Below are 24,686 nucleotides of genomic sequence, written 5' to 3'. Positions count from 1 at the left end.
GAGCGCTTCAAAGCTGCCCTCCTTGTTGACCCGCCTGTGTGAACTCTTTGGGTTTCGGCCACGCCGATGGTACGGGTCGCTGACGGACCCGTTGAGGCCACCAGAACCATTTGCCCAACAACGCCGCGATCGACGGCGTCATGAAGGCGCGGACCACCAGAGTGTCGAACAGCAAGCCTAACCCGATGGTCGTGCCCACCTGGCCGATTACGGTCAATTCGCTGACCGCCATCGACATCATCGTGAATGCGAAGACCAGGCCCGCTGACGTCACCACCGAGCCGCTGCCGCCCATCGCGCGGATGATGCCGGTGTTGATGCCGGCATGCAGTTCCTCCTTGAGCCGGGCCACCAACAACAGGTTGTAGTCGGCGCCGACCGCCAACAGGATGATGACCGACATCGCCATCACCATCCAGTGCAGATCGATCCCGAGGATGTGCTGCCAGATCAGGATCGACAAGCCGAACGACGCACCCAACGACAGCACCACCGTGCCGACGATCACCGCGGCCGCGACCACGGCGCGGGTGATCAGCAACATGATGATGAAGATCAGCGCCAATGACGCGATCGCCGCGATCGTCAGGTCGTAGACGTTGCCGTCGGCCATATCCTTGAACACCGCGGCCGTGCCGGCCAGGTAGATCTTGGAGCCCTCCAGGGGGGTGCCCTTGATGGCCTCCTTGGCCGCCTGTTGAATCTGCTCGATCTTGGCGATGCCCTCCGGGGTCATCGGATCGCCCTCATGAGAGATGATGAACCGCACCGAATTTCCGTCAGGCGAGATGAAGTTCTCCATACCCTTCTTGAAGTCTTCGTTGTCGAACACTTCCGGCGGGAGGTAGAAGGAGTCGTCGTTCATCGACGCGTCGAACGCCTCGCCCATGGCGCTGGAGTTCTCCTGCATGGCCGCCATCTGATCCTGCAGCCCCTTCTGGGAGGCGTGCATGGTCAGCATCATCGTCCGCATGGTCTTCATCGTCTCGATCATCGACGGCATCAGGACGACCATCTGCGGCATCAGCTCATCGAGGCGCTCCATATCCGGGAGCATGTCCTGGATGTTGTGGGTCATCGTGTCGATGCCGTCGAGGGTGTCGAACACCGACCGGAACGCCCAACAGATCGGGATGTTGTAGCAATGCGGTTCCCAGTAAAAGTAGTTGCGTATCGGCCGGAAGAAGTCGTCGAAATTGGCGATGCTGTCCCGCATTTCGGCGACGCTGACCGTCATGTCCTTCATCTTGGTGACCATTGCGTGGGTGACGTCGGCCATCTCCGCGGTCAGTGCCGACATCCGTTCCATGCTCGCGATGGTCTTCGACATCTCATCGGCCTGAACCAGCATGTCGGCCATGCGGTCCTGCAGATACTTCTGGTTCATCTGCTGGGTGGTGCCCTGCATGCTGATCAGGAACGGAATCGAGGTGTGTTCGATCGGCTTGCCGTCGGGCCTGGTGATGGCCTGCACCCGGGAGATCCCGGGAACCCGGAACACCGCCTTGGCGATCTTGTCGATGACCAGGAAGTCCGCCGAGTTGCGTAGGTCGTGGTCGCTTTCGACCATCAACAGTTCCGGATTCATCCGTGCCTGTGAGAAGTGGCGGTCAGCGGCCGCGTAGCCCTCGTTGGCGGGCAGGTCCGCCGGCAGGTAAGTCCGGTCGTTGTAGTTGGTGTGGTAGCCGGGCAGGGCCAGCAGACCGACCAGCGACAGCGCGATTGTGGCGACCAGGATCGGGCCCGGCCACCGCACGACGGCGGCGCCGATCTTGCGCCAACCGCGCACCCGCATCGCCCGCTTGGGTTCGAGCAAGTTGCCGAACCGAGTCGCCACGGTGATGATCGACGACCCGAGCGTGAGCGCGGCGAACACACAGGTCACCATGCCGATGGCCAGCGGGACACCCAGCGACTGGAAGTAGGGCAGCCTGGTGAAGCTCAGGCAGAACGTGGCGCCGGCGATCGTCAGGCCCGAGCCAAGCACGACGTGGGCGGTGCCGCCAAACATGGTGTAGAAAGCCGATTCTCGGTCTTCACCAGCGCCACGCGCTTCTTGGTATCGCCCGTTGAGGAAGATCGCGTAGTCGGTGCCTGCGGCGATGGCCAACGTGACGAGCAGGTTGGTGGCAAACGGTGAGAGCCCGATGATTTCGTGGTAGCCGAGGAAAGAGACCACGCCTCGGGTCGCGAGCAACTGCAGCACGACCATCACCAGCGTGATCACCACGGTGACGATCGAGCGGTAGACCAGCAGCAGCATCGTGATGATTACCGTGAAGGTGACCGCCTCGATCAGCCGCATACTGCGGTCGCTGGCGATGTGCTGGTCGGCCGACAGGGCGGCCGGGCCCGTCACGTACGCCTTGACACCCGGCGGCGGCGGGATGCCGGCCACGATGTCCTGGACCGCCTGCACCGATTCGTTGGCCAGGCTCTCGCCCTGGTTACCGGCGAGATAGGCCTGGACGTAGACCGCCTTGCCGTCGTTGCTCTGCGCGCCAGCCGCGGTCAGCGGGTCGCTCCAGAAGTCCTGGACGCTCTGGACGTGCTTGGTGTCGGCTTCCAGCTCGTCGACGATCTTGTCGTAGAACGCGCGCGCATCGTCGCCGAGGGGTTCTTCACCCTCCAGGACGATCATCGCCGAGCTGTCGGAGTCGAACTCCTCGAAGACCTCGCCGATGCGTTTCATCGAGATCATCGACGGCGCCTCGTCGGGGCTCATCGACACCGCGCGCATCTGACCGACCGTCTCCAGTTGCGGCACAGCGATATTCAGCACCGCGATGAGCAGGATCCAGGCCAGGATGATCGGCACCGCGAACTTGCGGATCATCCTCGGGATGAACGGACGTTGGGTGTGCCTCGCCGGCGGGAAGGCGTCTGTCGGCGCCTCGCTGGACGGCACGCTCATGCGGATTTCACGTAGCAGAAGGTCTGGGCGCTGACGCCGGTGGAGGTTCTCTCGTCCTTGACCTCGTCGTCGACGGTGATCCGACAGGTGATCGATTGTCCGTCACCCTGAGCGACGATGTTGGGCGCCGCAGACGGGGCGGTCGTTTGCAACGTCAGGGTCCACGGCAGCGACGCGCCGTCGACGCGGATCGGTTTGGCGTCGAGATCGAGGTAGTTGATGTCGGCGTAGGAACCGGTGCCGAAGATCTCGTAGGTCACGACTTTGGGGTCGAACGGTTCGGGGTCGTCGGCGAACACCGTCGGCGTGGTGATAATGCCCTCGGCGCCGAAGAACGTACGGATGCGCTGCACGGTGAACCCGGCGATGGCGACCACGACGATGATCACGAGTGGGATCCACACCCGCTTGGCGAGGCGGATCACGTCATTCGCCTTCGACCGCTGCCGTCCATATATCGCGCCCCTTGATTTTCGTATCGTCTCAATTCCGGCGTGCGTACTTAGCCGGTATAACTTCTCATTTCGGCCTAGGTTAGCTCAAGTCAGTGTGTCGCTGGTCACTCCCACCGTGACCTTGCGGTTTAGATCACTCACCGGGAAGTTCGAACCGTTGCAGGTGGCGGTCGATGAACGCCTGGGCCTCGGCGTGACCTCGGGTGATGCCCAGTCCGCGCTCCAGCAGCAGCACCCGTGCCAGGCTGGTCAGGATCATCGACATGACCACCGGCGGAAACGCCTCGACGTCGACATCGTGGGCACGCAACGCAAGTGCCATGGCGTTTTGCTCCGCGTCGCCGAACCGATCGGCATACGCCGCGATTTCGCTGCGGATCTCTTTGCGGTGGTTGGCCAACGCCATGAATTCCATCCACAGCTGGGCGCCGTGGGTGCTGTTGAGCCGCCACAGCGCGTGCAGGGGTTGATCCCCGGCCGTGGCCTGGCGCTGTTTGGCGAGGTTGGCCTCGGCACCCGACCGCAGCACTGCGAGGTAGAGGTCGTCCATCGTCGGGAAGTAGTAGTGCACGAGCGCGGGCTTGACCCCGGCCTTGGCCGCTACGCGGCGCGAAGTGGCTGCGGCGTAACCGTCTTCCAACATCACCTGGGCGGTCGCCTCGATCAACGCCTGTCGCGTTGCCGACTCGCGGCGGACCCTTGACCCCTGCTCAGCGGGGCTGCTAGACATAGCCTCAGCATAAATGTTGGGCGATCGCCCAACAATTGAGGGAGCGTGGATGGCCGGTCGGGTAGCTGGCAAGGTTGCGTTCATCACCGGTGCCGCACGAGGTCAGGGACGCAGCCACGCGGTGCGGCTTGCCCAGGAGGGCGCCGACATCATCGCGATCGACGTCTGCCGTGGTTTCGGGGGCTCGCCGGCGCCGGCGGCCACCCCCGAGGATCTGGCCGAGACGGCGGACCTCGTCAAGGGCCTCGATCGCCGTATCGTCACCGCCGAGGTCGACGTCCGCGATTTCGGAGCGCTCAAGGCCGCGGTCGACAACGGGGTCGAGCAACTCGGCCGCCTCGACATCATCGTGGCCAACGCCGGCATCGGCACCGTCGGCGTCAAGCTGCACAAGATGGGCGAAGAGTCGTGGCAGGAGACGTTGGACGTCAATCTCGGGGGCGTCTGGAAAACCGTCAAGGCAGGTGTGCCGCACCTGCTGGCCGGCGGACGCGGCGGCTCGGTGATCATCACCAGCTCGGTCGGCGGGCTCAAGGCCTATCCACACGTCGGCCATTACGTCACCGCGAAACACGGCGTCGTCGGCTTGATGCGGACCTTCGCCGTCGAACTGGGACAACATTCGATCCGCGTCAACACCGTGCATCCGACCCACGTCAACAGCCCGCTGTTGATGAACGAACCGACCTACCGGATGTTTCGCCCTGACTTGCCCGACCCCGGACCCGACGACCTGGCACCGGTCTGTCAGTCCTTTCATTTCCTGCCGACCCCGTGGGTGGAGACCGAAGACATCAGCAACGCGGTGCTGTTTCTGGCCTCCGATGAAGCCCGCTACATCACCGGTGTCACGTTGCCCGTCGACGCCGGCAGCATGCTGAAGTAGAGGAAGCAATGAGCGTCCCCGATACCGGCTCAGCCACCGACGTCTACTACGACCCATACGACGTCGATATCACCGCCAACCCGTATGCGACGTACGCGCGGCTGCGCGAAGAGGCGCCGATCTACTACAACGAGCGCTACGACTTCTGGGCGCTCTCACGTCATTCCGACGTCGACAAGGCCCTGGCGAACTGGGAGACGTTCTCCAACCAGCGCAGCGACATCCTGGAGCTCATCAAGTCGGACTTCGACATGCCCAAGGGTGTAATGATGTTCGAGGATCCGCCCATCCACACGATGTTGCGCGGGCTGATGTCGCGGGTGTTCACGCCGCGCCGGATGGCCGAGATCGAGGACCAGATCCGCCGCTACTGTGTCGGCTGCCTTGATCCGTTGGTGGGCTCCGGCGGTTTCGACATCATCGCCGAGCTGGCGTCGATGATGCCGATGCGGGTGATCGGTATGCTGCTGGGTATCCCTGAGTCCGAACAGGTTTCGGTGCGCGATGCCAACGATGCCAACCTTCGCACCAAGCCGGGCGCGCCGATGAAGGTCGTCAACGCCGACAAGATCGCCGACGGCAGCATCTATGCCGACTATGTCGAGTGGCGGTCCAAGAACCCGTCCGACGATCTGATGACCGCCCTGCTCAACGTCGAGTTCACCGACGAGGACGGTGTGACGCGCAAGCTGACTCGCAAAGAGGTGCTGCACTACACCCAGGTGGTGGCCGGTGCGGGCAACGAGACGACCGGGCGGCTCATCGGCTGGCTGGCCAAAGTGCTTGCCGAGCACCCGGATCAGCGCCGCGAGGTCGTCGAAGACCGGTCGCTGCTCACCCGCACCGTCGATGAGACGCTGCGCTTCGAGCCGACCGGCCCGCACGTCGCGCGCTACATGGCGCGCGATTTCGAGTGCTACGGCACGACGGTGCCCGCTGGGGCGGCGATGTTGTTGCTGTTCGGTGCCGCCAACCGGGACCCGCGTCGCTACGCCGATCCGGACACGTTCGACATCCACCGGCCCAACATCGCCCACCTGACGTTCGGCAAGGGACTGCACTATTGCCTGGGGGCGAACCTCGCGCGACTGGAGGGCCGTGTCGCGCTCGATGAACTGCTGAACCGCTGGCCGGAGTGGGACATCGATTACGAGACTGCACAACTGGCGCCGACGTCGACCGTGCGCGGTTGGCAACACCTCCGCATCGTGGTGTGAATGCCCTCGGTGCCGAAAGGGGCAAACGGGCGGGAAAGCGCGAGTAGATCACGTCATTTCGTCGATCTCGGGGTTTGAACTGAGCGCGGATGGGGCAAGATGAGCGCATGCGAAACGTCATCCGTCGTTCCTCTATCGTCGCTGCCGCGTTCGCGCCGGTGGCCGCGCTGTCGGTGATGGCGTCGGCCGTCGGCGCTGCCCAGCCGCTCAACTGCCAGAACGGGGAGTGGTGGGACCCGGTCGACAACGTGTGCCGGCCGCCGGTGGCGACCGCGCCGCTGGCATGCGCACCGGGGGAGTACTGGAACCCGGTCAAGAACGTCTGTCGTCCCCTCGGGCAGTACTAGGCCGCGCGTCGGGACCGACGAATTGGCGAGGTCTACTCGCGCTTTCGCGCTCAAACGCGATCCGTGGCGCGAAACGTCACCGGAAGACGCGTGGGGGAGCGAAACGGCATACCCACGATTCTGGTGTCGTCGCCGGCGACCAGTTCGAGATCGGTGACCCGGTCGAAGAGGCTGTTCAGCATTGCCCGTGTCTCGACCCTGGCCAGATGTAGGCCAAGGCAGCTGTGAATGCCGCCCGCAAACGAGATGTGGGGTTTTCGCGCCCGGTGGATGTCGAAAACCTCGGCGTCGGGCCATCGCTTCTCATCGCGGTTGGCGGAACCCATGCACAGGTTGACCTGTGCACCTTGCGGAATGCGCACGCCGTGGACCTCGACGTCGCGAGTCGTGTTGCGCGGCACCGAAACCAACGGGGTCTCGTAGCGCAGGCCCTCCTCGATCGCGATCCCGATAAGGTCGCGGTCCTTCTGCACCTCATCCAGCTGCTCGGGATGGGTCAGCAGTAGATAGAGCAGGTTGCTCGACGACCGATAGGTGGTCTCGAGCCCGGCGGGCAGCAGCAGCCGGAGAAACGAGATGATCGCTTCGTCGGTGAGCCGTTCGCCGTCGATCTCCGCGGCGACGAGGTCACCGATGATGTCGTCGGTATTCGCCTTGCGCCGCTGATCCACCTGATCCTGGAAGTAGGCGCCCAATTCGACAGATGCGTTGAGCCCGGCCTCGATGTCCTCGCTGATCGAGATGAGCTCCAGTGACAGCCGCCGGAACAGCTCCAGGTCCTGCTGCGGCAGCCCCAACAGCGCCGCGGTGATGCGGGTGGGGAATTCGAATGTCAGCGCCCGGACCAGGTCGGCTTCACCGTTGTCCCTGATCTCGTCGACCAGACGGTGACAGATCGGGTCGATCAGCGCAGGCTCCCAGTACTCAAGTGCGCTCTGCCGAAAGGCCTTGGCGACCAGGCTGCGATGGTCGTGGTGCTGCTTACCGTGCATGCTCAGGATGGTCGGGCCGAGCACCAACCCGATGGTGTTGTCATAGAACTCCGAGGCGAACGTGTCGCCGTCGCGGAACGCGGAAAACACGCTGTCGAAATCGAACAGCGTCCACTCCTCATCGGAGACCAGCTCTGGAGGCGCCATCGAGGTGTCGCTGATCGAACCCCGCCACACCGGTTCGGTGCTGCGCTTGTACGCGAAGAAGGCATAGGGGTCACGTGCCAAGTCGGGGGCTATCGAATCGTCGGAATCGATACTGATCGTCACCTGGCCTCCCGGACAGCACATCTTTGCGCCCTAAGTAACTATCTTTACTAATTTAGGTAATCTAGGTCAAGGCGACCGACGGGACGTGATGCAGCGCCTGCGGTCTGCCGGCCACGGTCAAGGCGCGCTGAAATCAGCTGCCCGCGCGGCGCTGTACCTCCAACGGAACCACCGGTGGCCGTGCGGACGGGCCGCGGGTGACGGCGTGCAGCCTGATCTCGGGCAGGTCCACCGACGGATCGAGGGAGTCCAGCCACACGACCGCTTCCGCGACGTCCTCGGCCCGAATCGCGTACATCTCAAACGGAACGTCCTGCAGCATCTCGGTTTCGACCGGGCCGGGGGTGACGACGTGCACGTTGATGCCGTCGCGGTCAACTTCCTGCGCCAGCGCCCCAGCGAACGCGTTCATCCCCGCCTTCGACGCCGAATAGGCGGTGCGGGCCCGCATCGGTTCGTGGGCCGCCGAGGACGAGACGAACACGAAGCGCGAACCCGCCGTCATGTGCGGCAACGCGGCCGAGCTCACCACAAAGCACGAATCCAGGTTGGCCGCCATGGTGGCCCGCCATTGCGCGAAGGTCTGCTTGCGCACGTAGGTGCCTCCGAGGACGCCCGACGCGTGCACCACCAAGTCGATTCGGCCGGCCGCGTCGACCGCGGTCTGGAAGGTGGCGGGTTCGCTCGCGTCGGCGACGACGTAGCGGGCACCGACTTCGTTGGCTGCCGCGCGTAACGGTTCCTCGCGCCGCGCGATAAGGAGCACATCGTATCCGGCCGCGACGAGCCGTCGGCCACAAGCCTTTCCGATGCCACCGCTGCCGCCGGTGATCAGCGCCGTGCGCATACCCGACCCTGTCAGCGCTCGCGTTGCGCAAGCGCCTGCGGCGACAGCGCCACGATCCGCTGCTCGGGATCGCCACCGAGCAGATAGGTCTGGGTATCGGCAACGTGACGCGCGGCCAGCTTCCTGGCACGTTCGGCGTCACCGGCTTCGATGGCGTCGGCGATCTTGGTGTGCACCCGCAATGCGATGCGGCGCTTGCTCAATGACGGGTACTCGCCCCGCGCCGCTGTTTCCTGCGCCCACCAGTTCAGGTGGCCGGTCCACAGCGTCTCGAGGCTGCCGACCACCGCGTTCATCGTGTGGTTGCCGCAGCCGCGCACGATTTCGTCGTGGAACTGCCCGCCGATCTCGGTGAACCGCGCACCGTCGTCGATATGTTCGGCCATGGCGTCGTTGAGTTCTTTGAGCTTGGGTATCAACGTCTTACCGCGATCGGGCCGGCGTGCGGCAAGGGCCGCGCACATCGGGTCGAGTTCCTGTAGTGCAGTACCGAGATCGGCGAGGGGAACGTAGTCGCTCTGCAGCAGCAGTCCGAGCATGTAGGCCGCGCTCGCTTTGGCCGGTGCGTGCACGACCGCACCGCCGCGGTTGCCGCGACGCACCGATACCAGGCCCTCGGTTTCCAGGATTCGCAACGCTTCTCGCAGCGACACCAGGCTGACGTTGAACTGCTCGACGAGCACTTCCTGTCGGGGCAGCAGGTCACCGTCGGACAGTTCACCCTCGATGATCTGGCGACGCAGTTCGTCGGCGACGATTTCGGCGGTTCTGCGTGCGCCCAGCCGCCGTCGCGCTTCGGGACCGATACCCAGCGTTGTCATGACATCGCAATGTTAACAGTGACAGCGCCGCTAACTGCGCGGGCTATCCGCCAATAGTTATTAAGATGGCCAGAAATGAGGGAGGTCGTGCATGTGGGCGACATAGCACCCACCCCGCTCGGTGACCTGCGCGTGGTGGAGGTCAGCGACCGCATCGCCGGCGCGTACTGCGGCAAGCTGCTGGTGGACGCCGGCGCCGACGTGGTCAAGGTCGAACCGCCACAAGGCGATCCGTTCCGCCGCTATACGCTCACCGGCGCCGCGCCTCCAGCGGCTGTCGATGCGCCGCTGTTCAGCTATCTGAACGCCGGAAAGCGCAGCGTCACAACGTGTTCTGATGATCTAGTGTCCGGAGCGGATATCGTGGTGCTGACGGCCGACCGCGACGGCGCGCGACGGTGGGGTGTCGACCCGCAGCGGCTTGTCGAAATCGCACCCCATTGCGTGATGGTCACCGTCTCGGACTTCGGTTGGAGCGGTCCGTGGTCGCAACGCCCGGCGACGGAGTTCACACTGCAGGCCGCCTCAGGTCTGACCGGGTTCCGCGGTGACCCGGCGGGCCCGCCGATTTCGATCGGCGGCGAGCTGGGGGAGTTCATGGGCGGGGTGTGGGCGGCCTACGGCGCGCTGGCCCTGCACCGGCGGGTACGCAACGGCGGTCCGGGCGGCCATCTCGACATGTCGATGCTCGAAGCGGTCACGCTGATGCAGAGCGGCGAGTGGCTGCACAGCCAGCTACTGCAGGTGCCGCCCGTGCAGCGCTCGGTCGAGGTGCCCTCGATCGAGCGGGCCAAGGACGGCTATGTCGGGATCAGCATGGTGACCGGTCAGCAGTGGCTGGACTTCGCCGCGATGCTGGACTGCCCGGAGTTCACCGAAATTCCCGCGCTGCAGTTCCAGATCGGCCGGTGGGACTACCGCGACTGGATCCGCGAGCGTATCGATCCGTGGATGCGCGCGCGCACCGTCGAGGAGGTCGTCGAGCTCGGGCAGTTGTTTCGGCTGCCGCTGGCGCCGCTGGGCAACGGCGCGACGATCCCGCAACTGGACCACATGGTGCAGCGCGGCGTGTATGTGAAGAACCCCGCGGGTTTCCGGCAACCCCGTCCACCGTGGCTGATGAGCGAGGCCCGACCGGCGCCGCTGCGCGGCGCACCGGCTGTCGGCGCCAGCGACGGTGAGAGCCCGTGGGCGCCAAGGGAAATACTGGCGACGATACAGTCGTCGGGTGACCGCCCGCTTGCTGGCGTCCGAGTCGTGGACTTCACCGCGTTCTGGGCGGGTCCGGCGGCCGCCCACGCGCTGGCCGCGTTCGGCGCCGACGTGATCAAGATCGAGTCGGTGCAGCGCCCCGACGGCATCCGGTACTCGGGCGGTATGCGCAAGGATGTCGACGACTGGTGGGAGTACGGCTGGGTCTTTCACGCCATGAACACCAACAAGCGGTCGGTGACACTCGATTTACAGTCGCCCGAGGGGCTGCGGCTGCTCAAGCAACTGGTGAGCAAGGCCGACGCGGTGGTGGAGAACTTCTCACCACGGGTGATGGATCAGTTCGGCCTCGGCGCCGACGTCCTGCTGGGCATCAACCCGCGGCTGGTCGTGTTGCGGATGCCCGCGTTCGGCCTGAGCGGTCCGTGGCGCGACCGGGTGGGGTTCGCGCCGACGATGGAGCAGATCGCCGGCCTGGCGTGGGTGACCGGCCTACCCGACGGACCGCCGATCGCCCCCCGCGGGGCGTGCGATCCGCTCGCGGGTGCGCATGCCGCGTTCGCTCTGCTCGCGGCGTTGGATTTCGCCGAGCGCACGGGTCGCGGCCAACTCGTCGAGGTACCGATGATCGAGACGGTGTTGAATGTGACCGCGGCGCAGACGATGGAGTACGAGGTCTTCGGCGAGGTGCTGGAGCGCCGCGGCAACCGGGGCCACACCGCGGCCACCCAGGACATCTATCGGTGTGCGGGGCAGGACAATTGGGTGGCGGTGTGCGCGCACACCGATGCCCAACGCGCTGTGCTCAGTGAGCTCGCCGGCGGGCTGGACGCCCGGTTGGACCGGTGGCTGGCCGCTCAGGACGCCGAGACTGTAGTGGAAACGCTTGTGGAAAGGGGTGTTCCGGCAGCCGTGGTGATCTCGCCGTCTCTGGTGGTCGACAACCCGCAGCTGGTGCATCGTGGGTTCTTCGAGAAGCTCGTCCACCCGAGCACCGGGCCCGGGTGGTATCCGTGTCCACCGTTCGCCCGCCCCGACGGCGTCGACGCGTGGCTGTACCGCACACCGCCGACGCTAGGTGAGCACAACGCCGAGGTGCTGTCGCAACTGTGCGGGCTCGACGACGCCGACCTGGCGCGGCTCAGCGCCGACGGCGTGATCGGCACCCGCCCCAAGGGCTTCTGAGGCCAAACGCGCCCACCGGACCGATTCCCTGGATGAGCGGCCGGTCGCGGCGCAGCGCCGTGCACAGCTCGTCGGGAAAACCGTTCTGCCGCAACGACAAATCAGACAGGTAGACCGGTTCGGTCGTCGTCACGCCGGCACTCCTGCGTCATCCTTGCTTTAGCAGGGCTAAAATAGTAAAAATAGGCAACGGCGGGTCCTCGCGACCTGCGGCGTTGCTTCGCGGACGGAGACAGCAGTGACGGAGACGGACATCCTGGATCCGTCGGAGCGCGAGTTCGGGTCAACCGGGATCAGCCTGTCGTCGTATCGCTTCCCGACCGGCTGGTTCATCGTCGGGTTCGCCTCGGAGCTGTCCGCGGGCCAGGTCAAACGTGCCCACTATTTCGGCGAGGAGCTGGTGATCTTCCGGACCGAATCCGGTCAGGTCAACGTGTTGGACGCCTACTGCCAGCATCTCGGCGCGAACATGGGTGTCGGCGGCACCGTCGAAGGTGAGCGCATCGTCTGCCCGTGGCACGGCTGGCACTGGAACGGCGACGGCACCAACGCGCTGATCCCGTACAGCAAGATCGGCTGCAAACAGAACGTGCGCATCCGCAGCTACCACAGCATGGAGTGGTACGGCTTCATCCTGGTGTGGCACGAACGCCACGGCCGCGCACCCTACTGGCAGCCGCCGGTGCTGCCCGAACTCGAAACCGGTGAGTACTACCCGCTGCACCCGCACACCCGGATGCTGAACCGGGTCAAGGTGCATGCCCAGATGATCATCGAGAACGCCGCCGACCCGTATCACGTCCAGTACGTGCACAAGGCCGCCAACCCGGCCACCACCGCGTCCTTCGAGCTGTCCGGCTACCACCTGCATGCGACGGTCAACGCGAATTTCGGTGGGGGACGGGCCAAGACGTGGCTGACTCCCAACGGCCCCGTCGACGCCAAGATCATCTACGACAACTACTCGCTGGGTCTGGGGGTCGTCCGGTTCCCCTCCGAGCTGGTGGCCACCGTTCAGGTGACCGGCCAGACCCCGGTGGACGAGGACTACACCGACTACTTCTACACCCAGGCTTCGGCCCGCGCACCGGGCGACGCCGGCGACAAACCGACGGGCCGGGCCGCGAAATTCCTGCAGCTGCAACAGGAAGTCATCAAGCAGGACTTCTTCACCTGGGAGAACATGAAGTACCTGGAGAAGCCCAACCTCGCCCCGGAGGAGGCCGGTGACTACGCGGCCCTGCGGCGCTGGGCACACCGGTTCTATCCAGGGCCCGAGCCGTCGGCGACCGATTACGGGTACACCGCCGACGGCCAACCCGATCCGGCGGCAGCGCAAGCGTGACCGAACCGCTCCCCGTCGCCCTCAGATCCGTTTCAGATGACGGTGTCGCGGGTACGTCGGAGGGCACCTGCCGGGCGCCGGCAACACATCCGATGAGCGAGGGGTATGTGTCGTCGGTGTCCGGCAGCTTCATGTGCGGCCGCACCCCGAGTGGTTTTTCAACCGGGACTCGCCTGGCTACCTGGGTAGTCGCGAGAAGGAGACGCCTATGACCATGACCTACCAGCAGCAGTACGTGCTCGATGGTCTCGCGGGACGGGCGGCGATCCTCGATCTGGATGCCCGACACAACCGGTTGTACTCCGCCGGTGACCGAAACGGGTGGATCGCCACGTTTCGGCACGCGGGCGCGACGTACACGCGCGGGGGAGAGTCATTCAGCGATCTGCGGGCCGCGTTCGACGGCGGCGGCGGGCGGCGGCTGGTGACGCTCGACCATGAGATCGCGGTGGACGGCGTGGACGCGACCCAGCGTTGTGTCGCGGTGTTGTTCGGCGCTGACACCGTTTTGGCGACCGGCACCTACACCGACCGGCTCAGCTACGAGCGGGGCGGCTGGTACTTCACGTCGCGGGAGCTCGAATGGGATCGGGCGCCACGTGAAAACGCACTTCTGTTGTGAGACCCGTTGTGAGCCCCGTTGTGAGCCCCGTTGTGAGCCCCGTTGTGAGCCAAGGCATCCGGTACGCGTTCGCGTTCGGCATCTACGCCGACGCGCTGCGCATGGTCGGGACGAAGACACCGCCGCGGTATGCGGGCACCGCGGTCAGCGGTGCGCGGATTCAGCACTTCGCCGCCATGGTGCACGACGCCAACCCGGCGTACTGGGATGAGGAGTTCGCCCGCCAGGTGTGGGGCGGGCTGCTCGCCCCGCCTGCGATGTTGATGGGCTGGTTGATCCCGCCGCCGTGGCTGCCGACCGAGCAGCCGCCGACACCGTCGATCGCGATCCTGGTACCGCTTCCGGGTACGACGTTCATCAACGCGTTCAACGACGTCGAGTTCCTCAGCCCGATCGTCGAGGGAGACCGCCTGCACGTGGTGGAAGAGGTGGTGTCGGTGTCCCCGGAGAAGACCACCCGCCTGGGCACAGGACATTTCGTCGAGACCCGCGATGAGTTCTACCGGGACGACAACGCGTTGGTCGCCGTCAACCACAACACGTTGTTTCGGTTCACCCCGGCGGAGCGGCCGTGACCGCCCACCCCGAGGTGTCGTGGGAGAACCTCGTGGTGCCGACCGAACTCCCGGAGGTGGTCGACCACATCGACTACCAGCGGGTGGTGATGAACCCCGGTGCGACCTGGGACTACTTTCCCGCCCACTACGATCCGAAATACGCTCGGCGCCAAGGACATCCGACGATCTTCGTCAACACCATGCACATCGCCGGGTTCGTCGACCGGGTGGTCACCGGCTGGGCCGGCCCGCACAGCAGGGTGGTGCGCCGCAGCATCAGGTTGCTCGGCTCGATCTATGCCGGCGACACGATGGTGGGGCGCGGCCGGGTGGTCACCAAACGCCAGGACGCGTCGGGCGGGGCGCCGCGGCTGCTGGTCGACCTCGAGGTCACGGTGTGCAACCAACGCGACGAGGTGTGCTGCCCCGCCGAGGTCACGCTGCAGCTGTCGGGTTAGGCCGGTCCGTTCGGGACGGCTAAGCGTCGTCCTCCGACGATTCGGCCGCCGCGTCGAGCACGCTCACCGCGATGCCGTACGGCAGGAACCGCACCTTGCGGCTGGCGTCGGTGTTGTTCTTGTTGGCCCGAAGCGCATCGAGTTCGGTCGGGTAGACCTGCTCGATGTGGGCGCTGCCGTCGTCGGCGACGGTGTAGATGGCCCACACGCCGTCGCCGGTCTCCCCGGTGGTCTCCGGTTCACGCTTCGGACGCGACGACCTGGTGAACTCGTCGATGAGGTTCGCCCAGCCGGCGCGTTCCCCGGAGGTGGCGAAGAACCTGCCGACCCCGTCGAGGGCGTCGCGCAGCCCTTCACCGGCTTCGCGGACGACCCGGTCGAACTCTTCGGGGTCGATCCCGAACGGTCCATTGCTGCTCATGGCGGTTCCTCCTCCGCGCCGTACGCTCGATGCACGGCGGTAAAACCAGTGTGCCCGTCGGTGGCGAACTAGTCGACTGCGGCCGACGAGGGTGGTAGGCAACCTTATGGCCATCTCACGGGCGGACGCGCTGGTAGCCGTCGAGCGATCCCCTGCGGCGTCCGGTGCGCATGACCGCGACCGGTGGGTCGACGCCTTCACTTTCGACGGACGCGTCGAGGATCCGGTCGGTTCCCATCCGCACCGCGGGCACGCCGCCATCGCGCGCTTCTACGACACCTTCATCGGCCCGCGCGACGTCGCGTTCGACCGCGACGTCGACATCGTGGTCGGCTCGACGGTGATCCGGGATCTGGATCTTGAGGTGGGCATGGCCTCCGGGGTGACGATGCGGATACCCGCCTATCTGCGCTACGACGTGGCCCACGACCAAGGCGAATTGAAAATCGCTGCACTATATGCATTCTGGGAACTTCCCGCGATGGTCGGACAGTTTCTCCGCAGCGGTATCCGTTCTGTCACACCGGGTCTGCAGCTGTCGAAGGGGCTGCTGCTCAACCAGGGTCTGATCGGCACACTCGGTTTTCTCAGCGGCTTCCGGGGCCCGGGGCCGCTCGGTAAGCGCCGGTTCGGAGAATTCCTCTCCGATGCGCAGGCGGGCAACGAGGTCGCGCTGCGGCGCTGGCTCGGCAAGGGTGCGCACATCACCCACGGCGACGACGTGGCGATGAGCGGCGCTGAGTTGCTGTCGCGTCTGGCCGGGTCCCGGCGTCGCAAGCTGATCGCGGCGGGCCACAGCCAGGTCGTCGGCATCGACCGCGACGGGCACCGCGATGTGCTGATGACCGAGGTGTCGAGCAGGCCGTTCGCGATCGACCGGATCCGCTACTTCTCCGATGCCGACTGAGCGGTCCGGCGGACCGTTTGAACATGCGCGAGACGGGTAGAAAAGCCCCTATGGTCAGGCGTGATGAGGAAAAGACGGAAGACGACGTCGACGACGACGAGCACGTGGTGGGTTCACGTGCGGGCAAATCCGGCGGCGACGACGGCACGTACGTCGGGCAGACCGCGGCCGATGATGCGCTTGACGTAGGGGAAACGGGCGCCGAGGCGCGCAGCGAAGACGACAACCGCTGACTGCGGTTGTTGCGATTCGGTCGCGGATACGCGATGAGCAACCCCGCCGTGAGACGGTGAACGCACCATGCACGTCGACGATGAAATGACCTACGAAGAGTTCGGGCGCAAGTTCTTCGAGATCGCGGTGACCGAAGATCGCGTGGGCAGTGCGATTGCCGCGATCGCCGGTGACGAATTCGAGATGGGCCCGATCGCCCAGGGGCCCGGCAAAATCGCAAAGGTCTTCGCCAAGGTCCGCATCCAGGACCCGCGGTTGACCCGCCAGATCGGCGACATGATCACCTTCGACATCCGTATCCCGCTGGAGATCGACATGGTGATCGACCTGCGGATCGACAAGCCCAAGTTCATGGTGTTCGGCGAGATCACGCTGCACGCGACCGCGCGGGCCGCCGCGCCGCTGCTGCTGATCTTGGACGTCGGCAAGCCACGGCCCTCCGACATCGCGATACACGTGACGTCCAAGTCGCTGCGCGGCGAGGTATTGCGGGTGCTAGCAGGCATCGACGCCGAGATCAGACGGTTCATCGCTGCCCACGTCGCCGGGGAGATCGACAGCCCGGCGTCGCAGAAGGCCAAGATCATCGATGTGTCCGAAAGCATCGACGCCGGCTGGACCGGCGTCTGAGCGGTGCCCGGCGAAGCGTAGGCTTCCCGCGTGCTTCGCAAACCCGCCACGGCCGCCGTGTTGACCGCTGGACTTCTCGCCGCGGCGGCCGTCGTGCCGTCACCTGCCCAGGCCGACCCCGTCGAGGACGCGTTCTTGCACGCCGTCGGCGAGGCCGGCGTGTTCGTGGGCGATCCGGGCCGCGCCGTCGCCGTCGGTCACCAGGTCTGCCCCATGCTGGCCGAACCCGGACAGAACGCCGCGAACGTCGCCGCCCAGGTCGCCGATGCCGCCGGCATGTCGCTGGGCCCGGCCACCATGTTCACCGGCATCGCGATCTCGATGTTCTGCCCGGCGATGGTGTCTTCGCTGGGGACGGGGACGTCGCTGATACCGCTGCCGTTCCTCGGGATCTAACGGCGCAGCGCGGCTTCGACCACCTGTGCCCCCGCGGCCGAGGCCAGCTCACGGTGGCGCTCGGTGACCGCGGCTCCTGCATCCCGCAGCGTGTCGACGACGTCGATCACGTCGGCGGCGCGGCAGCCCGTGACGGGTGCACCGCACGAGGACAGCAGGGCGTCCAGACCACGACCGGGTTCGGCGCCCAATTCGACCAGCGCTGCCACCGTGGCGGGCAGTATCCGCTGCGCGGCCCGCTCGATGGGTTGGATGCCGGTCGGGGTGGGCCTGTTGACCGACGCTCCCGCCCGGGCCAGCGCACGCACGATCTGCGCGTTGACCTGGTCCCCGGCTTCGTCGATAACGTGCATCGGGGTGGCGCCGTCGGAGTCGACCAGCGACGGGTCCACGCCCTGAGCCAGCGCGTGGCTCAGCGCCACCGTGCGGCCCACCCGCACGATCTCGTGCAGGATCGTGGTGTAGCGCTCACCGCGCGCGGAGAGTTCGATACGGCGCCCGGCGTCCGCCCCGGCGTCGATCAGGGCCACCACGATTCCCGCGGATAGGGACCGCACCCCGTACCAGAGCGGGGACGCGCCGCAGGGGTCGAGCGGGTCGGGGTCAAAACCCATTGCGAGCAACTCGATCACCGACGAATCACCGCGGTGTGCGCGCTCGAACAGGTCGAGGATGTCGGCGGGTAACGGCTCGGTCCATGCCGGATGGCCGACACCCAGCGCGTCGAGCACCCGGATCAGCCCGTCACGCTTTTCGTGCAGGTCGAACCAGGGCCACGGACCCGCGCCCTTGGCGATGAAGTCGGCGACCGGCACACGCGAGCGTGCCGCGGCGGCCAACCCACCCTCGGCGCATTGCGTCGCGAACACGAGGTCGCCGCCGTCGTGGCAGACCACGACGCGCGCGTGCCCCTCCAGATACGACGCCAGTTCTTTCACAGCATGTGGATTGTGCCCAAATGCGCCAAGGGGCACCCGATCGGGTGCCCCTTGGCGTGGTCAGGAACGACGTGAGCCCTGCCGGACGTCAGCTGACGTCGACGTATATGGTCCTGTCCTGGATCTTGGTGAAGTTCTTACTGCTTCCCACGATCGGAGTGCCGGCGTCAATGCGCTCGAAGGTCGATCCGGGCCGGATCGAGAGCACCTCGGCCTCGTCCAGCGGTCCGTTACCGAAACGGTTCACGATCACCGTGTAGCCCTCTGACTGCAGACGCGCGATGGTGTCCTGGGCGTTGGTGTCACCAGTGGGCGCGGCGGTGACCGGCGCGGCGAGCCCGATGACTGCGGCAGCCAGCCCGGCGACAACGGCACTGCCCGCTGTTGCTATTCCGAAGTTCTTCATTACCGATACCTTCCTTTGCAGTTGTCGAGCCGTCGGGCGAATGTCGCGTCACGAACCTTGTTGCTTTCGAAGCATTCGCGCCGGCTCATCTCGGATAACAAGCAGGTGAGAGGTTTGATTCCACTGGCAGGAAATGGTTGAAACTGGCAGGAATTTATGCATGGAAACGAACGTCGGCAGCGAAAAAGAATGAATTGTTAACGCAGCCGGCCGAACCCGGTGAGGTTCAACGGCCGCCCCACGACGTTCAGCGCGCCGATGAGGTCCTCGAGCCGTTTGGGCGGGATTTCGATCCGCCACTCCGGAAGCGTGCCGGACAGCCGCACGACGTCGGGACTGAACTCGATCCCGGTCAGCCGCAGGCCCCGCGGTAACACTGGCAGGTGCACCGGATAGCTCGGGGTGCGCGAGGGCAGCGGCGAGCGGTACCGGCCGACGACCAGGCCGCGTGGCCGCAGCCACAGCGTCGAACCGTCCAGGCTGGCGTCGACCTCGAGATGCCCCAACGACGGCCGTCGGGTCAGCTGCAGCCGCGCGACGCTGTCGGCGCCGACGGTCGCGCACCAGCGCGGCGCCACCTTCTGCAACACGCCGTCGATCGCAGCCGCGGGCACCTCGACGGTCAGCTCCACCGGCGCGGCCACCAGCACCGGTGTGGCCGTCGGCCGCACGTGCACGTTGTGCAGCACCGCGGCGGCGTGCTCGAACCCGCCGGTTGCGTACTGGACGTCGCGCGCTGCCAGGCGCACGTCGTCGAGCTGGCCGACCGACAGCGTGCGCGCGTCGAGGCGGGAGTCGAACTCGGTGACCGTCAGCGTCACGTCGCCTTCCTCGAGCCGGACCGTCAGCCGACGTCCCACGACGAGTCGACGTAGCGTGGTGAACAACGTCCGGTAGGCCACCGTCGCGCCGCTGACCGGTGCCAGAGCCGCCGCCGACCACAGCGAGGTCAGCATGTCGATCGGCCGGAACGGATCGAACCGGCGAAGCGGCCGGGGGCGGGTCATACTCCTAAGCATCGGCGTCCGCGTCACGGATGTGAAGCGGTAGCCGGGCCCGACGGGCGTCCGTAGAGTGGGATGCAATGACCTCCGTGGTGATCGTCGGCAGTGGTTTCACCGGTTTCGAGTGCGCACGCAGTCTGGCCCGAAGGTTGCGCAAGCAGGAAGCAGACGGCGCCGAGCCGGTCGATATCTCGATCATCTCGCCGGTCGACTACATGCTGTACACCCCGCTGCTGCCTGACGTGGCCGGTGGTCTGGTGGATGCCCGCTTCGTCGCCATCCCGCTGGCCAACACCCTGCGCGGGGTGCAGGCCATCCGGGGCCGGGTGGAGCGCGTCGACTTCGATGAACGCACCGTGACGTTCATCGATCCGGAAGAGCGCGCGCGCAGCCTGTCGTGGGATCGACTGGTGCTGACGCCCGGATCGGTGACCCGGCTGTTCGACGTGCCGGGGCTCGCCGAGCACGCCCGCGGGCTCAAATCCACGGCGGAGGCGCTCTACCTGCGCGATCACGTGCTGCAGCAGCTCGAGCTCGCCGACGTCGACGACGATCCGGGCCGGGCCGAGGCCCGGCGCACCATCGTGGTCGTCGGCGCGTCGTACTCGGGCACCGAACTGGCCGCGCAACTGCGCGCACTCGCCGACTCGGCGGCCAAACAGATGGGCTTTGATCCCGCCGCGGTGAAGTTCGTGCTGCTGGATCTGGCCGAGCAGGTGATGCCCGAGGTCGGGGAGAAGCTGGGCGCCTCGGCCATGAAGGTGCTCGAGGAGAAGGGCATCGATGTCCGGCTGGGCGTCACGCTCAAAGAGGTGCACGCCGAACACGTTGTGCTCAGCGATGATTCGCTGGTGCGCACCCACACGGTGGCGTGGGTGACCGGGGTGACCGGTGCACCGCTGATCGATAACCTGGGGTTGCCGACCGAAAAGGGTCGGTTGAAGGTCACCACGGAGTTGCAGGTGCCGGGGCATCCCGACGTGTTCTCTGCCGGGGACGCCGCCGCGGTACCCGATGTCACCCAACCCGGCAAGATCACCCCGCCGACCGCGCAGCATGCCACCCGGCAGGGAAAGCTGTTGGCCCGCAACGTGGCCGCCAGCCTGGGCTACGGCAAGCCCAAGAAGTACAAGCACCGCAACATGGGCCTGGTCGTCGACCTTGGGCCCAGATACGCCGTTGCCAACCCGCTCAACGTGCAGCTGTCGGGGTTCCCCGCCAAAGCCGTGACGCGGACCTATCACCTCTACGCCATTCCACGGTTCGTCAACCGGTGGGCGGTGGCGCTGGCATATCTGACCGATGTGTTCTTCGACCGCTCGGTGGTGTCGTTCGGGCTGTCCACGCAGGAGGATGCGCAGTTCTCCAGCAGCGAGGGCATCCCGCTGCCGAAGGCGCACTGATTCAAGCCGCGCCGAAGCGGGAACGCTACCGGCATGGCTACTTATCGCGTGTTGAACCCGCAAGGTGACGTCGTCGACACCAAGAACATTGAAAGCGCTGACGACGCGCACGCCTGGTTCGTCGACCAGAAGGCCGATCCGGAACTGGGCTGGCGCATGGAGGTCAAGGCCGACGACGGCCACTGGGCGTTCTTCGACAGCAGCGAAGGCGACCGAAAGTACTGATGAGTGATTTCGGCGCGGGCACGCACCCTGACGGGGCGAAAGCGCGCCGAAGTCGCCTCAGCGCCGGTCTGCTGTTGTACCGCATAGCCGACGATGTCGTGGAGGTGCTCATCGGGCATCCCGGCGGACCGTTCTGGGCCCGCAAGGACGACGGTGCGTGGTCGATTCCCAAGGGGGAGTACACCGAAGGGGAAGACCCGTGGACCGTTGCCCAACGTGAGTTCGAAGAGGAACTGGGCAAACCCGCACCGGCCGGTCCGCGCATCGACTTCGCCCCGCTCAAACAGCCCAGCGGCAAGGTGATCACCGCGTTCGCGGTGCGCGGGGATCTCGACCTGACGGGTACCGTGTCCAACACTTTCGAGTTGGAGTGGCCGAAGGGCTCCGGAAAAGTCAGGGAGTTCCCCGAGATCGACCGGGTCGGTTGGTTTTCCGTGGCACAGGCTGAGTCCAAGCTGCTGAAGGGTCAGCGTCCGCTGCTCGACCGGCTGGTTGCGGCGCTCGAAGACGCCGAACCGGACGGGTCTCGATCGCGTTGATGGTCAGCGCACGGCCGTGGATGCGCCAGCCGACCCGGGTCCGCAGGTACTCGTCGTCGTAACGCAGATGCCAGATGAGGTCGGTGATCTGTCCATCGGCCACCGTCCAGTGGTGGGCGATGCAGGTGATGCGGCCCAGCGCGTAGTCGGGCTCATCGCGGGCGGCGTAGACCTCGCCGACGATCGCGTGCTCGGTGCGGGCCACGGCGGCCAGGGCGGCCATGGCCGCCCGCACCCCGTCGCGGCCGTGGTTGCGGCGTACCGGCTCCAACGAGCGCGGCGGGTCGGGCAGCCGCAGTTCGGCTGTCTCGGTGAACAGTTCGACCACATCGTCGAACCGGCGGTCGTCGACGGCCGATGCGTACAGGTGCACCAGGTCGGTCAGCGCCAACCGGTCTGCGAGCGCCAGCGTCACGACGTCAGCCCGAGCCGCTGCGCGCAGGCCGACAACACGTCGCGGGCCTCGTCGATGTCGGTGATCGCCGGCATCGCCAACACGACGCGGTCGGCGCCCAGCGCAGCCAGCTTGTCCGCCCGGTCGCGGTCGATCCTGGTCACGCTGTGCCCCAGCGACAGTTCGAACGCGCCGGGGTCGCGCCCGTGCTGCTGGGCGCTGGCGCGCATGATGGCGACCAGCTTGTCGAGGTCGGCTCCGCTGACACCAAGGGGCTGAAATCCGTCGCCGAGGCGGCCCGCCCGTCGCGCCGCGGCCGCGCTGTGCCCGCCGATGGTGATCGGAATGGCCGCAACGGGTTTCGGATAGCACATCGCATGGTCGAAGTCGAAGAACTCGCCGTGGAAGCTGACGCCGTCAGCGCGGTCTTCCCACAACAGGCGCATCACCTCGAGCTGTTCGTCCGCGCGCCGGCCCCGGCTGGCGAAATCGGTTCCGCAGGCTTCGATCTCCTCCTTGAGCCAGCCCACGCCGACGCACAGCCGCACCCGTCCGCCCGACAGCGCGTCGAGCGTGGCCACCCGCTTGGCCAGCACCACCGGATGATGGTTGGGCAACACGAGCACACCCGTGGCCAGGCCCAACCGCTGCGTGTGGGCGCTCAGAAACGTCAGCAGCTCAAGCGGATCGGGCACCACACAGTCGGCGGGTAGTTCGACACGGCCGGACGGGTCATACGGGTAGACACTGCTGTACTGCGTCATCAACACCGTGTGTTCGACCACGACGACGGATTCGAAACCGCACGCCTCCAGGTGTGCGGCGAACGCGGCCATGTACGCCGGATCCGCGGTGACCCCCGCGGCGACGGGCGCGACGACGGCAAACTTCATGGCAGCACAGGCAATCCGTTGCTCTCGCGGATATCCCTTCGGCACTCGCGGCGGGTTTGTCCGGTTTGCTCCATGCACACGCGCACCGGCGAATCTTCGGCGACGGGCAGCGGTTCGTCGGTGGGCTCGACGGTGACGGTCGGGCTGGGCACCTCACCTTCGGTGAGCGACCAGATCGTCGCGCCAGTGCTCTGCAGGGTGGCGCAGTACGCGGTCGAGCCATCCTCGGTGGTTCCGGTGGACCCGACCGGTGAGCAGTGCGCGCCGATCACCGCGGTCGGCGTTGCGGCGGCGGCGGTCGTGGCGGTCTCGGTGGTTTCGGCGATCTCGGTCGTCGTGGTAGTGGTCGTCGGTGCCGGCGCCGGAGGCGGCGCCGCGGAGGTGGTCGACGTCGTCGTCGGCGCCGCGGCGGCGAGCCGTTCCGCGTTACGGGCCTCGCGGAACTCGGCGAGCGCGAATCCGACCGCGACGACCAGCAGCACGGCCAGCACCGCGGGCACGAGAATCCCGGCCCGCAGCCACGAGCGTTTCGGTGCCTGCGCGACGGGCGCCATGCGGGTGGCGTCGTCGTCTCCCGCGGCGTCCGAGAGCCGGTGGCTGAGCGCGCGGGCGAAGTCGGCGCACCGGTCGAACCGGTCGTTGGGGTTCTTGGCCAGCGCCTTGGCGAAGACGGGGTCCAGGCCGGCGAGTTCGGGGCGGCGCACGCCGATGGCGGGCGGCGAGGCCGACAGGTGCTGGCTGATCACCACCGCCGCGTTCGAGTTGGAAAACGGCGGCGACCCGGTCAGCAGGTGATACGCGGTGGCCGCCAGCGCGTACTGGTCGGAGCGGCCGTCGAGGCGCTCACCCATCAGTTGCTCTGGCGCGGCGTAGGACACCGTGCCCACCGTCATGTTCGTGGCGGTCAGCCCGCTGACGTCGTTCACCCACTTCGCGATCCCGAAGTCGGCCAGCAGGATCCGCTGATCACCTGCCTCCGGATAGGCGAGCAGGATGTTGGCGGGCTTGACGTCGCGGTGCAACAGGCCGCGCTGGTGCGCGTAGTCCAGCGCGTCGGCGACGGCGGTGACGATGGCCACGACCTCGGAGCTGGGCATGCCATGCGGATAGCGCTCCCGCAGCAACTGGGCGGCGTCGGTGCCCTCGACGTAGTCCATCGAGATCCAGATCTGCCCGTCGGCCTCACCGCGGTCGTGCACCCCGACGATGTGCGGATGCCACAGGGTGGCGGCGATATCGGCCTCGCGGTGGAACCGCTCGCGGTACTCGTTGTCCTTCGACACCGAGGCGGGCAGCACCTTGAGCGCATCGCGGCGCGGCAGCCGCGGATGGTGCGCGAGGTACACCTCACCCATGCCCCCGGACCCGAGCAACCGCACGATGGTGTATCCGGCGAACGTCGCACCATCGGGCAAAGCCATGGGCGAAATAGTAGGGG

General features: G+C 66.4%; 27 protein-coding genes and 1 pseudogene. 15 read left to right on the top strand and 13 right to left on the bottom strand.

What is annotated here, in order from left to right; genetic code table 11:
- Positions 1–7 precede the first annotated feature (7 nt).
- From ABQF13_RS17540 to ABQF13_RS17530, 3 genes are all read right to left on the bottom strand, one after another.
- Positions 8–2,914: an MMPL/RND family transporter gene (locus ABQF13_RS17540; protein ID WP_448394041.1), complete on the bottom strand. Its 2,907-nt coding sequence runs from the start codon at positions 2,912–2,914 to the stop codon at positions 8–10.
- Positions 2,911–3,339: an MmpS family transport accessory protein gene (locus tag ABQF13_RS17535; RefSeq protein WP_448394040.1), complete on the bottom strand. Its 429-nt coding sequence runs from the start codon at positions 3,337–3,339 to the stop codon at positions 2,911–2,913. Before ABQF13_RS17535 ends, ABQF13_RS17540 begins: the two co-directional genes overlap by 4 nt.
- Positions 3,340–3,502: 163 nt before the next feature.
- A complete protein-coding gene (locus ABQF13_RS17530; RefSeq protein ID WP_448394039.1) occupies positions 3,503–4,099 on the bottom strand; it encodes a TetR/AcrR family transcriptional regulator in 597 nt (198 codons plus the stop codon).
- Positions 4,100–4,148: 49 nt separating this feature from the next.
- On the opposite strand from ABQF13_RS17530, the gene ABQF13_RS17525 reads away from it, so the two are divergent.
- From ABQF13_RS17525 to ABQF13_RS17515, 3 genes are all read left to right on the top strand, one after another.
- Complete coding sequence (locus ABQF13_RS17525; RefSeq protein ID WP_448394038.1) at positions 4,149–4,985, top strand: mycofactocin-coupled SDR family oxidoreductase; 837 nt, start codon at positions 4,149–4,151, stop codon at positions 4,983–4,985.
- 8 nt (positions 4,986–4,993) lie between these two features.
- Entirely contained in the window at positions 4,994–6,202 is a 1,209-nt protein-coding gene (locus ABQF13_RS17520) for a cytochrome P450 (protein ID WP_448394037.1), read from the top strand.
- A 107-nt stretch (positions 6,203–6,309) separates the two neighbouring features.
- Positions 6,310–6,549 (top strand): hypothetical protein, encoded by a 240-nt coding sequence (locus ABQF13_RS17515; protein WP_448394036.1) that lies wholly within the window; start codon positions 6,310–6,312, stop codon positions 6,547–6,549.
- Positions 6,550–6,599: 50 nt separating this feature from the next.
- Here the strand turns inward: ABQF13_RS17515 and ABQF13_RS17510 are convergent, their stop codons facing one another.
- From ABQF13_RS17510 to ABQF13_RS17500, 3 genes are all read right to left on the bottom strand, one after another.
- Complete coding sequence (locus ABQF13_RS17510; RefSeq protein WP_448394035.1) at positions 6,600–7,811, bottom strand: cytochrome P450; 1,212 nt, start codon at positions 7,809–7,811, stop codon at positions 6,600–6,602.
- Between the two features lie 133 nt (positions 7,812–7,944).
- Positions 7,945–8,658, bottom strand: coding sequence for an SDR family oxidoreductase (locus ABQF13_RS17505; protein WP_448394034.1), 714 nt, complete (start codon positions 8,656–8,658; stop codon positions 7,945–7,947).
- A gap of 11 nt (positions 8,659–8,669) precedes the next feature.
- Positions 8,670–9,479 (bottom strand): FadR/GntR family transcriptional regulator, encoded by an 810-nt coding sequence (locus ABQF13_RS17500; RefSeq protein ID WP_448394033.1) that lies wholly within the window; start codon positions 9,477–9,479, stop codon positions 8,670–8,672.
- A gap of 75 nt (positions 9,480–9,554) precedes the next feature.
- Between ABQF13_RS17500 and ABQF13_RS17495 the strand changes: the two genes are divergently transcribed.
- The 5 genes from ABQF13_RS17495 (at position 9,555) to ABQF13_RS17475 (ending at position 14,858) form a co-directional block, all read left to right on the top strand.
- Positions 9,555–11,876: a CaiB/BaiF CoA-transferase family protein gene (locus ABQF13_RS17495; RefSeq protein WP_448394032.1), complete on the top strand. Its 2,322-nt coding sequence runs from the start codon at positions 9,555–9,557 to the stop codon at positions 11,874–11,876.
- A gap of 238 nt (positions 11,877–12,114) precedes the next feature.
- Positions 12,115–13,221, top strand: coding sequence for an aromatic ring-hydroxylating oxygenase subunit alpha (locus ABQF13_RS17490; protein ID WP_448394031.1), 1,107 nt, complete (start codon positions 12,115–12,117; stop codon positions 13,219–13,221).
- 208 nt (positions 13,222–13,429) lie between these two features.
- Entirely contained in the window at positions 13,430–13,843 is a 414-nt protein-coding gene (locus tag ABQF13_RS17485) for a nuclear transport factor 2 family protein (RefSeq protein ID WP_448394030.1), read from the top strand.
- Between the two features lie 101 nt (positions 13,844–13,944).
- Positions 13,945–14,418, top strand: coding sequence for a MaoC family dehydratase (locus tag ABQF13_RS17480; protein ID WP_448394088.1), 474 nt, complete (start codon positions 13,945–13,947; stop codon positions 14,416–14,418).
- Entirely contained in the window at positions 14,415–14,858 is a 444-nt protein-coding gene (locus tag ABQF13_RS17475) for a MaoC/PaaZ C-terminal domain-containing protein (RefSeq protein ID WP_448394029.1), read from the top strand. Before ABQF13_RS17480 ends, ABQF13_RS17475 begins: the two co-directional genes overlap by 4 nt.
- A 19-nt stretch (positions 14,859–14,877) precedes the next feature.
- On the opposite strand, the gene ABQF13_RS17470 is transcribed toward ABQF13_RS17475, so the two are convergent.
- Positions 14,878–15,279 carry an Rv0313 family protein gene (locus ABQF13_RS17470; protein ID WP_448394028.1) on the bottom strand — a complete coding sequence of 134 codons (402 nt, stop codon included), beginning with the start codon at positions 15,277–15,279 and terminating at the stop codon, positions 14,878–14,880.
- A gap of 106 nt (positions 15,280–15,385) precedes the next feature.
- On the opposite strand from ABQF13_RS17470, the gene ABQF13_RS17465 reads away from it, so the two are divergent.
- The 4 genes from ABQF13_RS17465 (at position 15,386) to ABQF13_RS17450 (ending at position 17,446) form a co-directional block, all read left to right on the top strand.
- Positions 15,386–16,186 (top strand): nuclear transport factor 2 family protein, encoded by an 801-nt coding sequence (locus ABQF13_RS17465; protein WP_448394027.1) that lies wholly within the window; start codon positions 15,386–15,388, stop codon positions 16,184–16,186.
- Positions 16,187–16,236: 50 nt separating this feature from the next.
- The gene (locus tag ABQF13_RS17460) at positions 16,237–16,419 is read left to right on the top strand and encodes a hypothetical protein (RefSeq protein ID WP_448394026.1); all 183 of its coding nucleotides are present in this window, start codon (positions 16,237–16,239) and stop codon (positions 16,417–16,419) included.
- 67 nt (positions 16,420–16,486) lie between these two features.
- Complete coding sequence (locus tag ABQF13_RS17455) at positions 16,487–17,050, top strand: hypothetical protein (RefSeq protein ID WP_448394025.1); 564 nt, start codon at positions 16,487–16,489, stop codon at positions 17,048–17,050.
- Positions 17,051–17,080: 30 nt separating this feature from the next.
- Positions 17,081–17,446 (top strand): DUF732 domain-containing protein, encoded by a 366-nt coding sequence (locus ABQF13_RS17450; protein WP_448394024.1) that lies wholly within the window; start codon positions 17,081–17,083, stop codon positions 17,444–17,446.
- Here ABQF13_RS17450 and ABQF13_RS17445 read toward each other — a convergent pair.
- From ABQF13_RS17445 to ABQF13_RS17435, 3 genes are all read right to left on the bottom strand, one after another.
- Positions 17,443–18,384, bottom strand: coding sequence for an ankyrin repeat domain-containing protein (locus ABQF13_RS17445; protein ID WP_448394023.1), 942 nt, complete (start codon positions 18,382–18,384; stop codon positions 17,443–17,445). The two genes, ABQF13_RS17450 and ABQF13_RS17445, sit on opposite strands and share 4 nt — an antisense overlap.
- A gap of 88 nt (positions 18,385–18,472) precedes the next feature.
- Entirely contained in the window at positions 18,473–18,790 is a 318-nt protein-coding gene (locus ABQF13_RS17440; RefSeq protein WP_448394022.1) for a hypothetical protein, read from the bottom strand.
- Between the two features lie 197 nt (positions 18,791–18,987).
- Positions 18,988–19,797 carry an LmeA family phospholipid-binding protein gene (locus ABQF13_RS17435; protein WP_448394021.1) on the bottom strand — a complete coding sequence of 270 codons (810 nt, stop codon included), beginning with the start codon at positions 19,795–19,797 and terminating at the stop codon, positions 18,988–18,990.
- Between the two features lie 77 nt (positions 19,798–19,874).
- On the opposite strand from ABQF13_RS17435, the gene ABQF13_RS17430 reads away from it, so the two are divergent.
- From ABQF13_RS17430 to ABQF13_RS17420, 3 genes are read left to right on the top strand one after another with little or no spacing between them, the layout of a single operon-like run.
- Entirely contained in the window at positions 19,875–21,197 is a 1,323-nt protein-coding gene (locus ABQF13_RS17430) for an NAD(P)/FAD-dependent oxidoreductase (protein ID WP_448394020.1), read from the top strand.
- A 33-nt stretch (positions 21,198–21,230) separates the two neighbouring features.
- Positions 21,231–21,422, top strand: a complete 192-nt coding sequence (locus ABQF13_RS17425) for a hypothetical protein (protein ID WP_448394019.1) — start codon at positions 21,231–21,233, stop codon at positions 21,420–21,422.
- Complete coding sequence (locus tag ABQF13_RS17420) at positions 21,422–21,961, top strand: NUDIX hydrolase (RefSeq protein WP_448394018.1); 540 nt, start codon at positions 21,422–21,424, stop codon at positions 21,959–21,961. Before ABQF13_RS17425 ends, ABQF13_RS17420 begins: the two co-directional genes overlap by 1 nt.
- A gap of 22 nt (positions 21,962–21,983) precedes the next feature.
- On the opposite strand, the pseudogene ABQF13_RS17415 reads toward ABQF13_RS17420, so the two are convergent.
- From ABQF13_RS17415 to ABQF13_RS17405, 3 genes and pseudogenes are all read right to left on the bottom strand, one after another.
- Positions 21,984–22,376 (bottom strand): annotated as a pseudogene (locus ABQF13_RS17415) (nuclear transport factor 2 family protein); the annotation flags it as partial.
- Positions 22,373–23,248: an LLM class F420-dependent oxidoreductase gene (locus tag ABQF13_RS17410; RefSeq protein WP_448394017.1), complete on the bottom strand. Its 876-nt coding sequence runs from the start codon at positions 23,246–23,248 to the stop codon at positions 22,373–22,375. The gene ABQF13_RS17410 and the pseudogene ABQF13_RS17415, both read right to left, overlap by 4 nt.
- The gene (locus ABQF13_RS17405; RefSeq protein WP_448394016.1) at positions 23,245–24,669 is read right to left on the bottom strand and encodes a serine/threonine-protein kinase; all 1,425 of its coding nucleotides are present in this window, start codon (positions 24,667–24,669) and stop codon (positions 23,245–23,247) included. The genes ABQF13_RS17410 and ABQF13_RS17405 overlap by 4 nt, the downstream gene beginning before the upstream one ends.
- Positions 24,670–24,686: the final 17 nt, after the last annotated feature.

This window comes from Mycolicibacterium sp. XJ879 (assembly GCF_053483935.1).
The sequence above is the reverse complement of the archived record's forward strand: the minus strand, read 5'-3'. Positions and strand labels throughout refer to the sequence as shown.

Coding starts and splice junctions, on each gene's coding strand:
- ABQF13_RS17540 (WP_448394041.1), bottom strand. CDS start 2,914: ATGAGCGTGCCGTCCAGCGAGGCGCCGACAGACGCCTTCCCGCCGGCG.
- ABQF13_RS17515 (WP_448394036.1), top strand. CDS start 6,310: ATGCGAAACGTCATCCGTCGTTCCTCTATCGTCGCTGCCGCGTTCGCG.
- ABQF13_RS17410 (WP_448394017.1), bottom strand. CDS start 23,248: ATGAAGTTTGCCGTCGTCGCGCCCGTCGCCGCGGGGGTCACCGCGGAT.
- ABQF13_RS17405 (WP_448394016.1), bottom strand. CDS start 24,669: ATGGCTTTGCCCGATGGTGCGACGTTCGCCGGATACACCATCGTGCGG.
- ABQF13_RS17530 (WP_448394039.1), bottom strand. CDS start 4,099: ATGTCTAGCAGCCCCGCTGAGCAGGGGTCAAGGGTCCGCCGCGAGTCG.
- ABQF13_RS17495 (WP_448394032.1), top strand. CDS start 9,555: ATGAGGGAGGTCGTGCATGTGGGCGACATAGCACCCACCCCGCTCGGT.
- ABQF13_RS17500 (WP_448394033.1), bottom strand. CDS start 9,479: ATGACAACGCTGGGTATCGGTCCCGAAGCGCGACGGCGGCTGGGCGCA.
- ABQF13_RS17465 (WP_448394027.1), top strand. CDS start 15,386: ATGGCCATCTCACGGGCGGACGCGCTGGTAGCCGTCGAGCGATCCCCT.
- ABQF13_RS17435 (WP_448394021.1), bottom strand. CDS start 19,797: ATGACCCGCCCCCGGCCGCTTCGCCGGTTCGATCCGTTCCGGCCGATC.
- ABQF13_RS17425 (WP_448394019.1), top strand. CDS start 21,231: ATGGCTACTTATCGCGTGTTGAACCCGCAAGGTGACGTCGTCGACACC.
- ABQF13_RS17440 (WP_448394022.1), bottom strand. CDS start 18,790: ATGAAGAACTTCGGAATAGCAACAGCGGGCAGTGCCGTTGTCGCCGGG.
- ABQF13_RS17470 (WP_448394028.1), bottom strand. CDS start 15,279: ATGAGCAGCAATGGACCGTTCGGGATCGACCCCGAAGAGTTCGACCGG.
- ABQF13_RS17505 (WP_448394034.1), bottom strand. CDS start 8,658: ATGCGCACGGCGCTGATCACCGGCGGCAGCGGTGGCATCGGAAAGGCT.
- ABQF13_RS17520 (WP_448394037.1), top strand. CDS start 4,994: ATGAGCGTCCCCGATACCGGCTCAGCCACCGACGTCTACTACGACCCA.
- ABQF13_RS17485 (WP_448394030.1), top strand. CDS start 13,430: ATGACCATGACCTACCAGCAGCAGTACGTGCTCGATGGTCTCGCGGGA.
- ABQF13_RS17455 (WP_448394025.1), top strand. CDS start 16,487: ATGCACGTCGACGATGAAATGACCTACGAAGAGTTCGGGCGCAAGTTC.
- ABQF13_RS17480 (WP_448394088.1), top strand. CDS start 13,945: ATGGTCGGGACGAAGACACCGCCGCGGTATGCGGGCACCGCGGTCAGC.
- ABQF13_RS17420 (WP_448394018.1), top strand. CDS start 21,422: ATGAGTGATTTCGGCGCGGGCACGCACCCTGACGGGGCGAAAGCGCGC.
- ABQF13_RS17430 (WP_448394020.1), top strand. CDS start 19,875: ATGACCTCCGTGGTGATCGTCGGCAGTGGTTTCACCGGTTTCGAGTGC.
- ABQF13_RS17525 (WP_448394038.1), top strand. CDS start 4,149: ATGGCCGGTCGGGTAGCTGGCAAGGTTGCGTTCATCACCGGTGCCGCA.
- ABQF13_RS17460 (WP_448394026.1), top strand. CDS start 16,237: ATGGTCAGGCGTGATGAGGAAAAGACGGAAGACGACGTCGACGACGAC.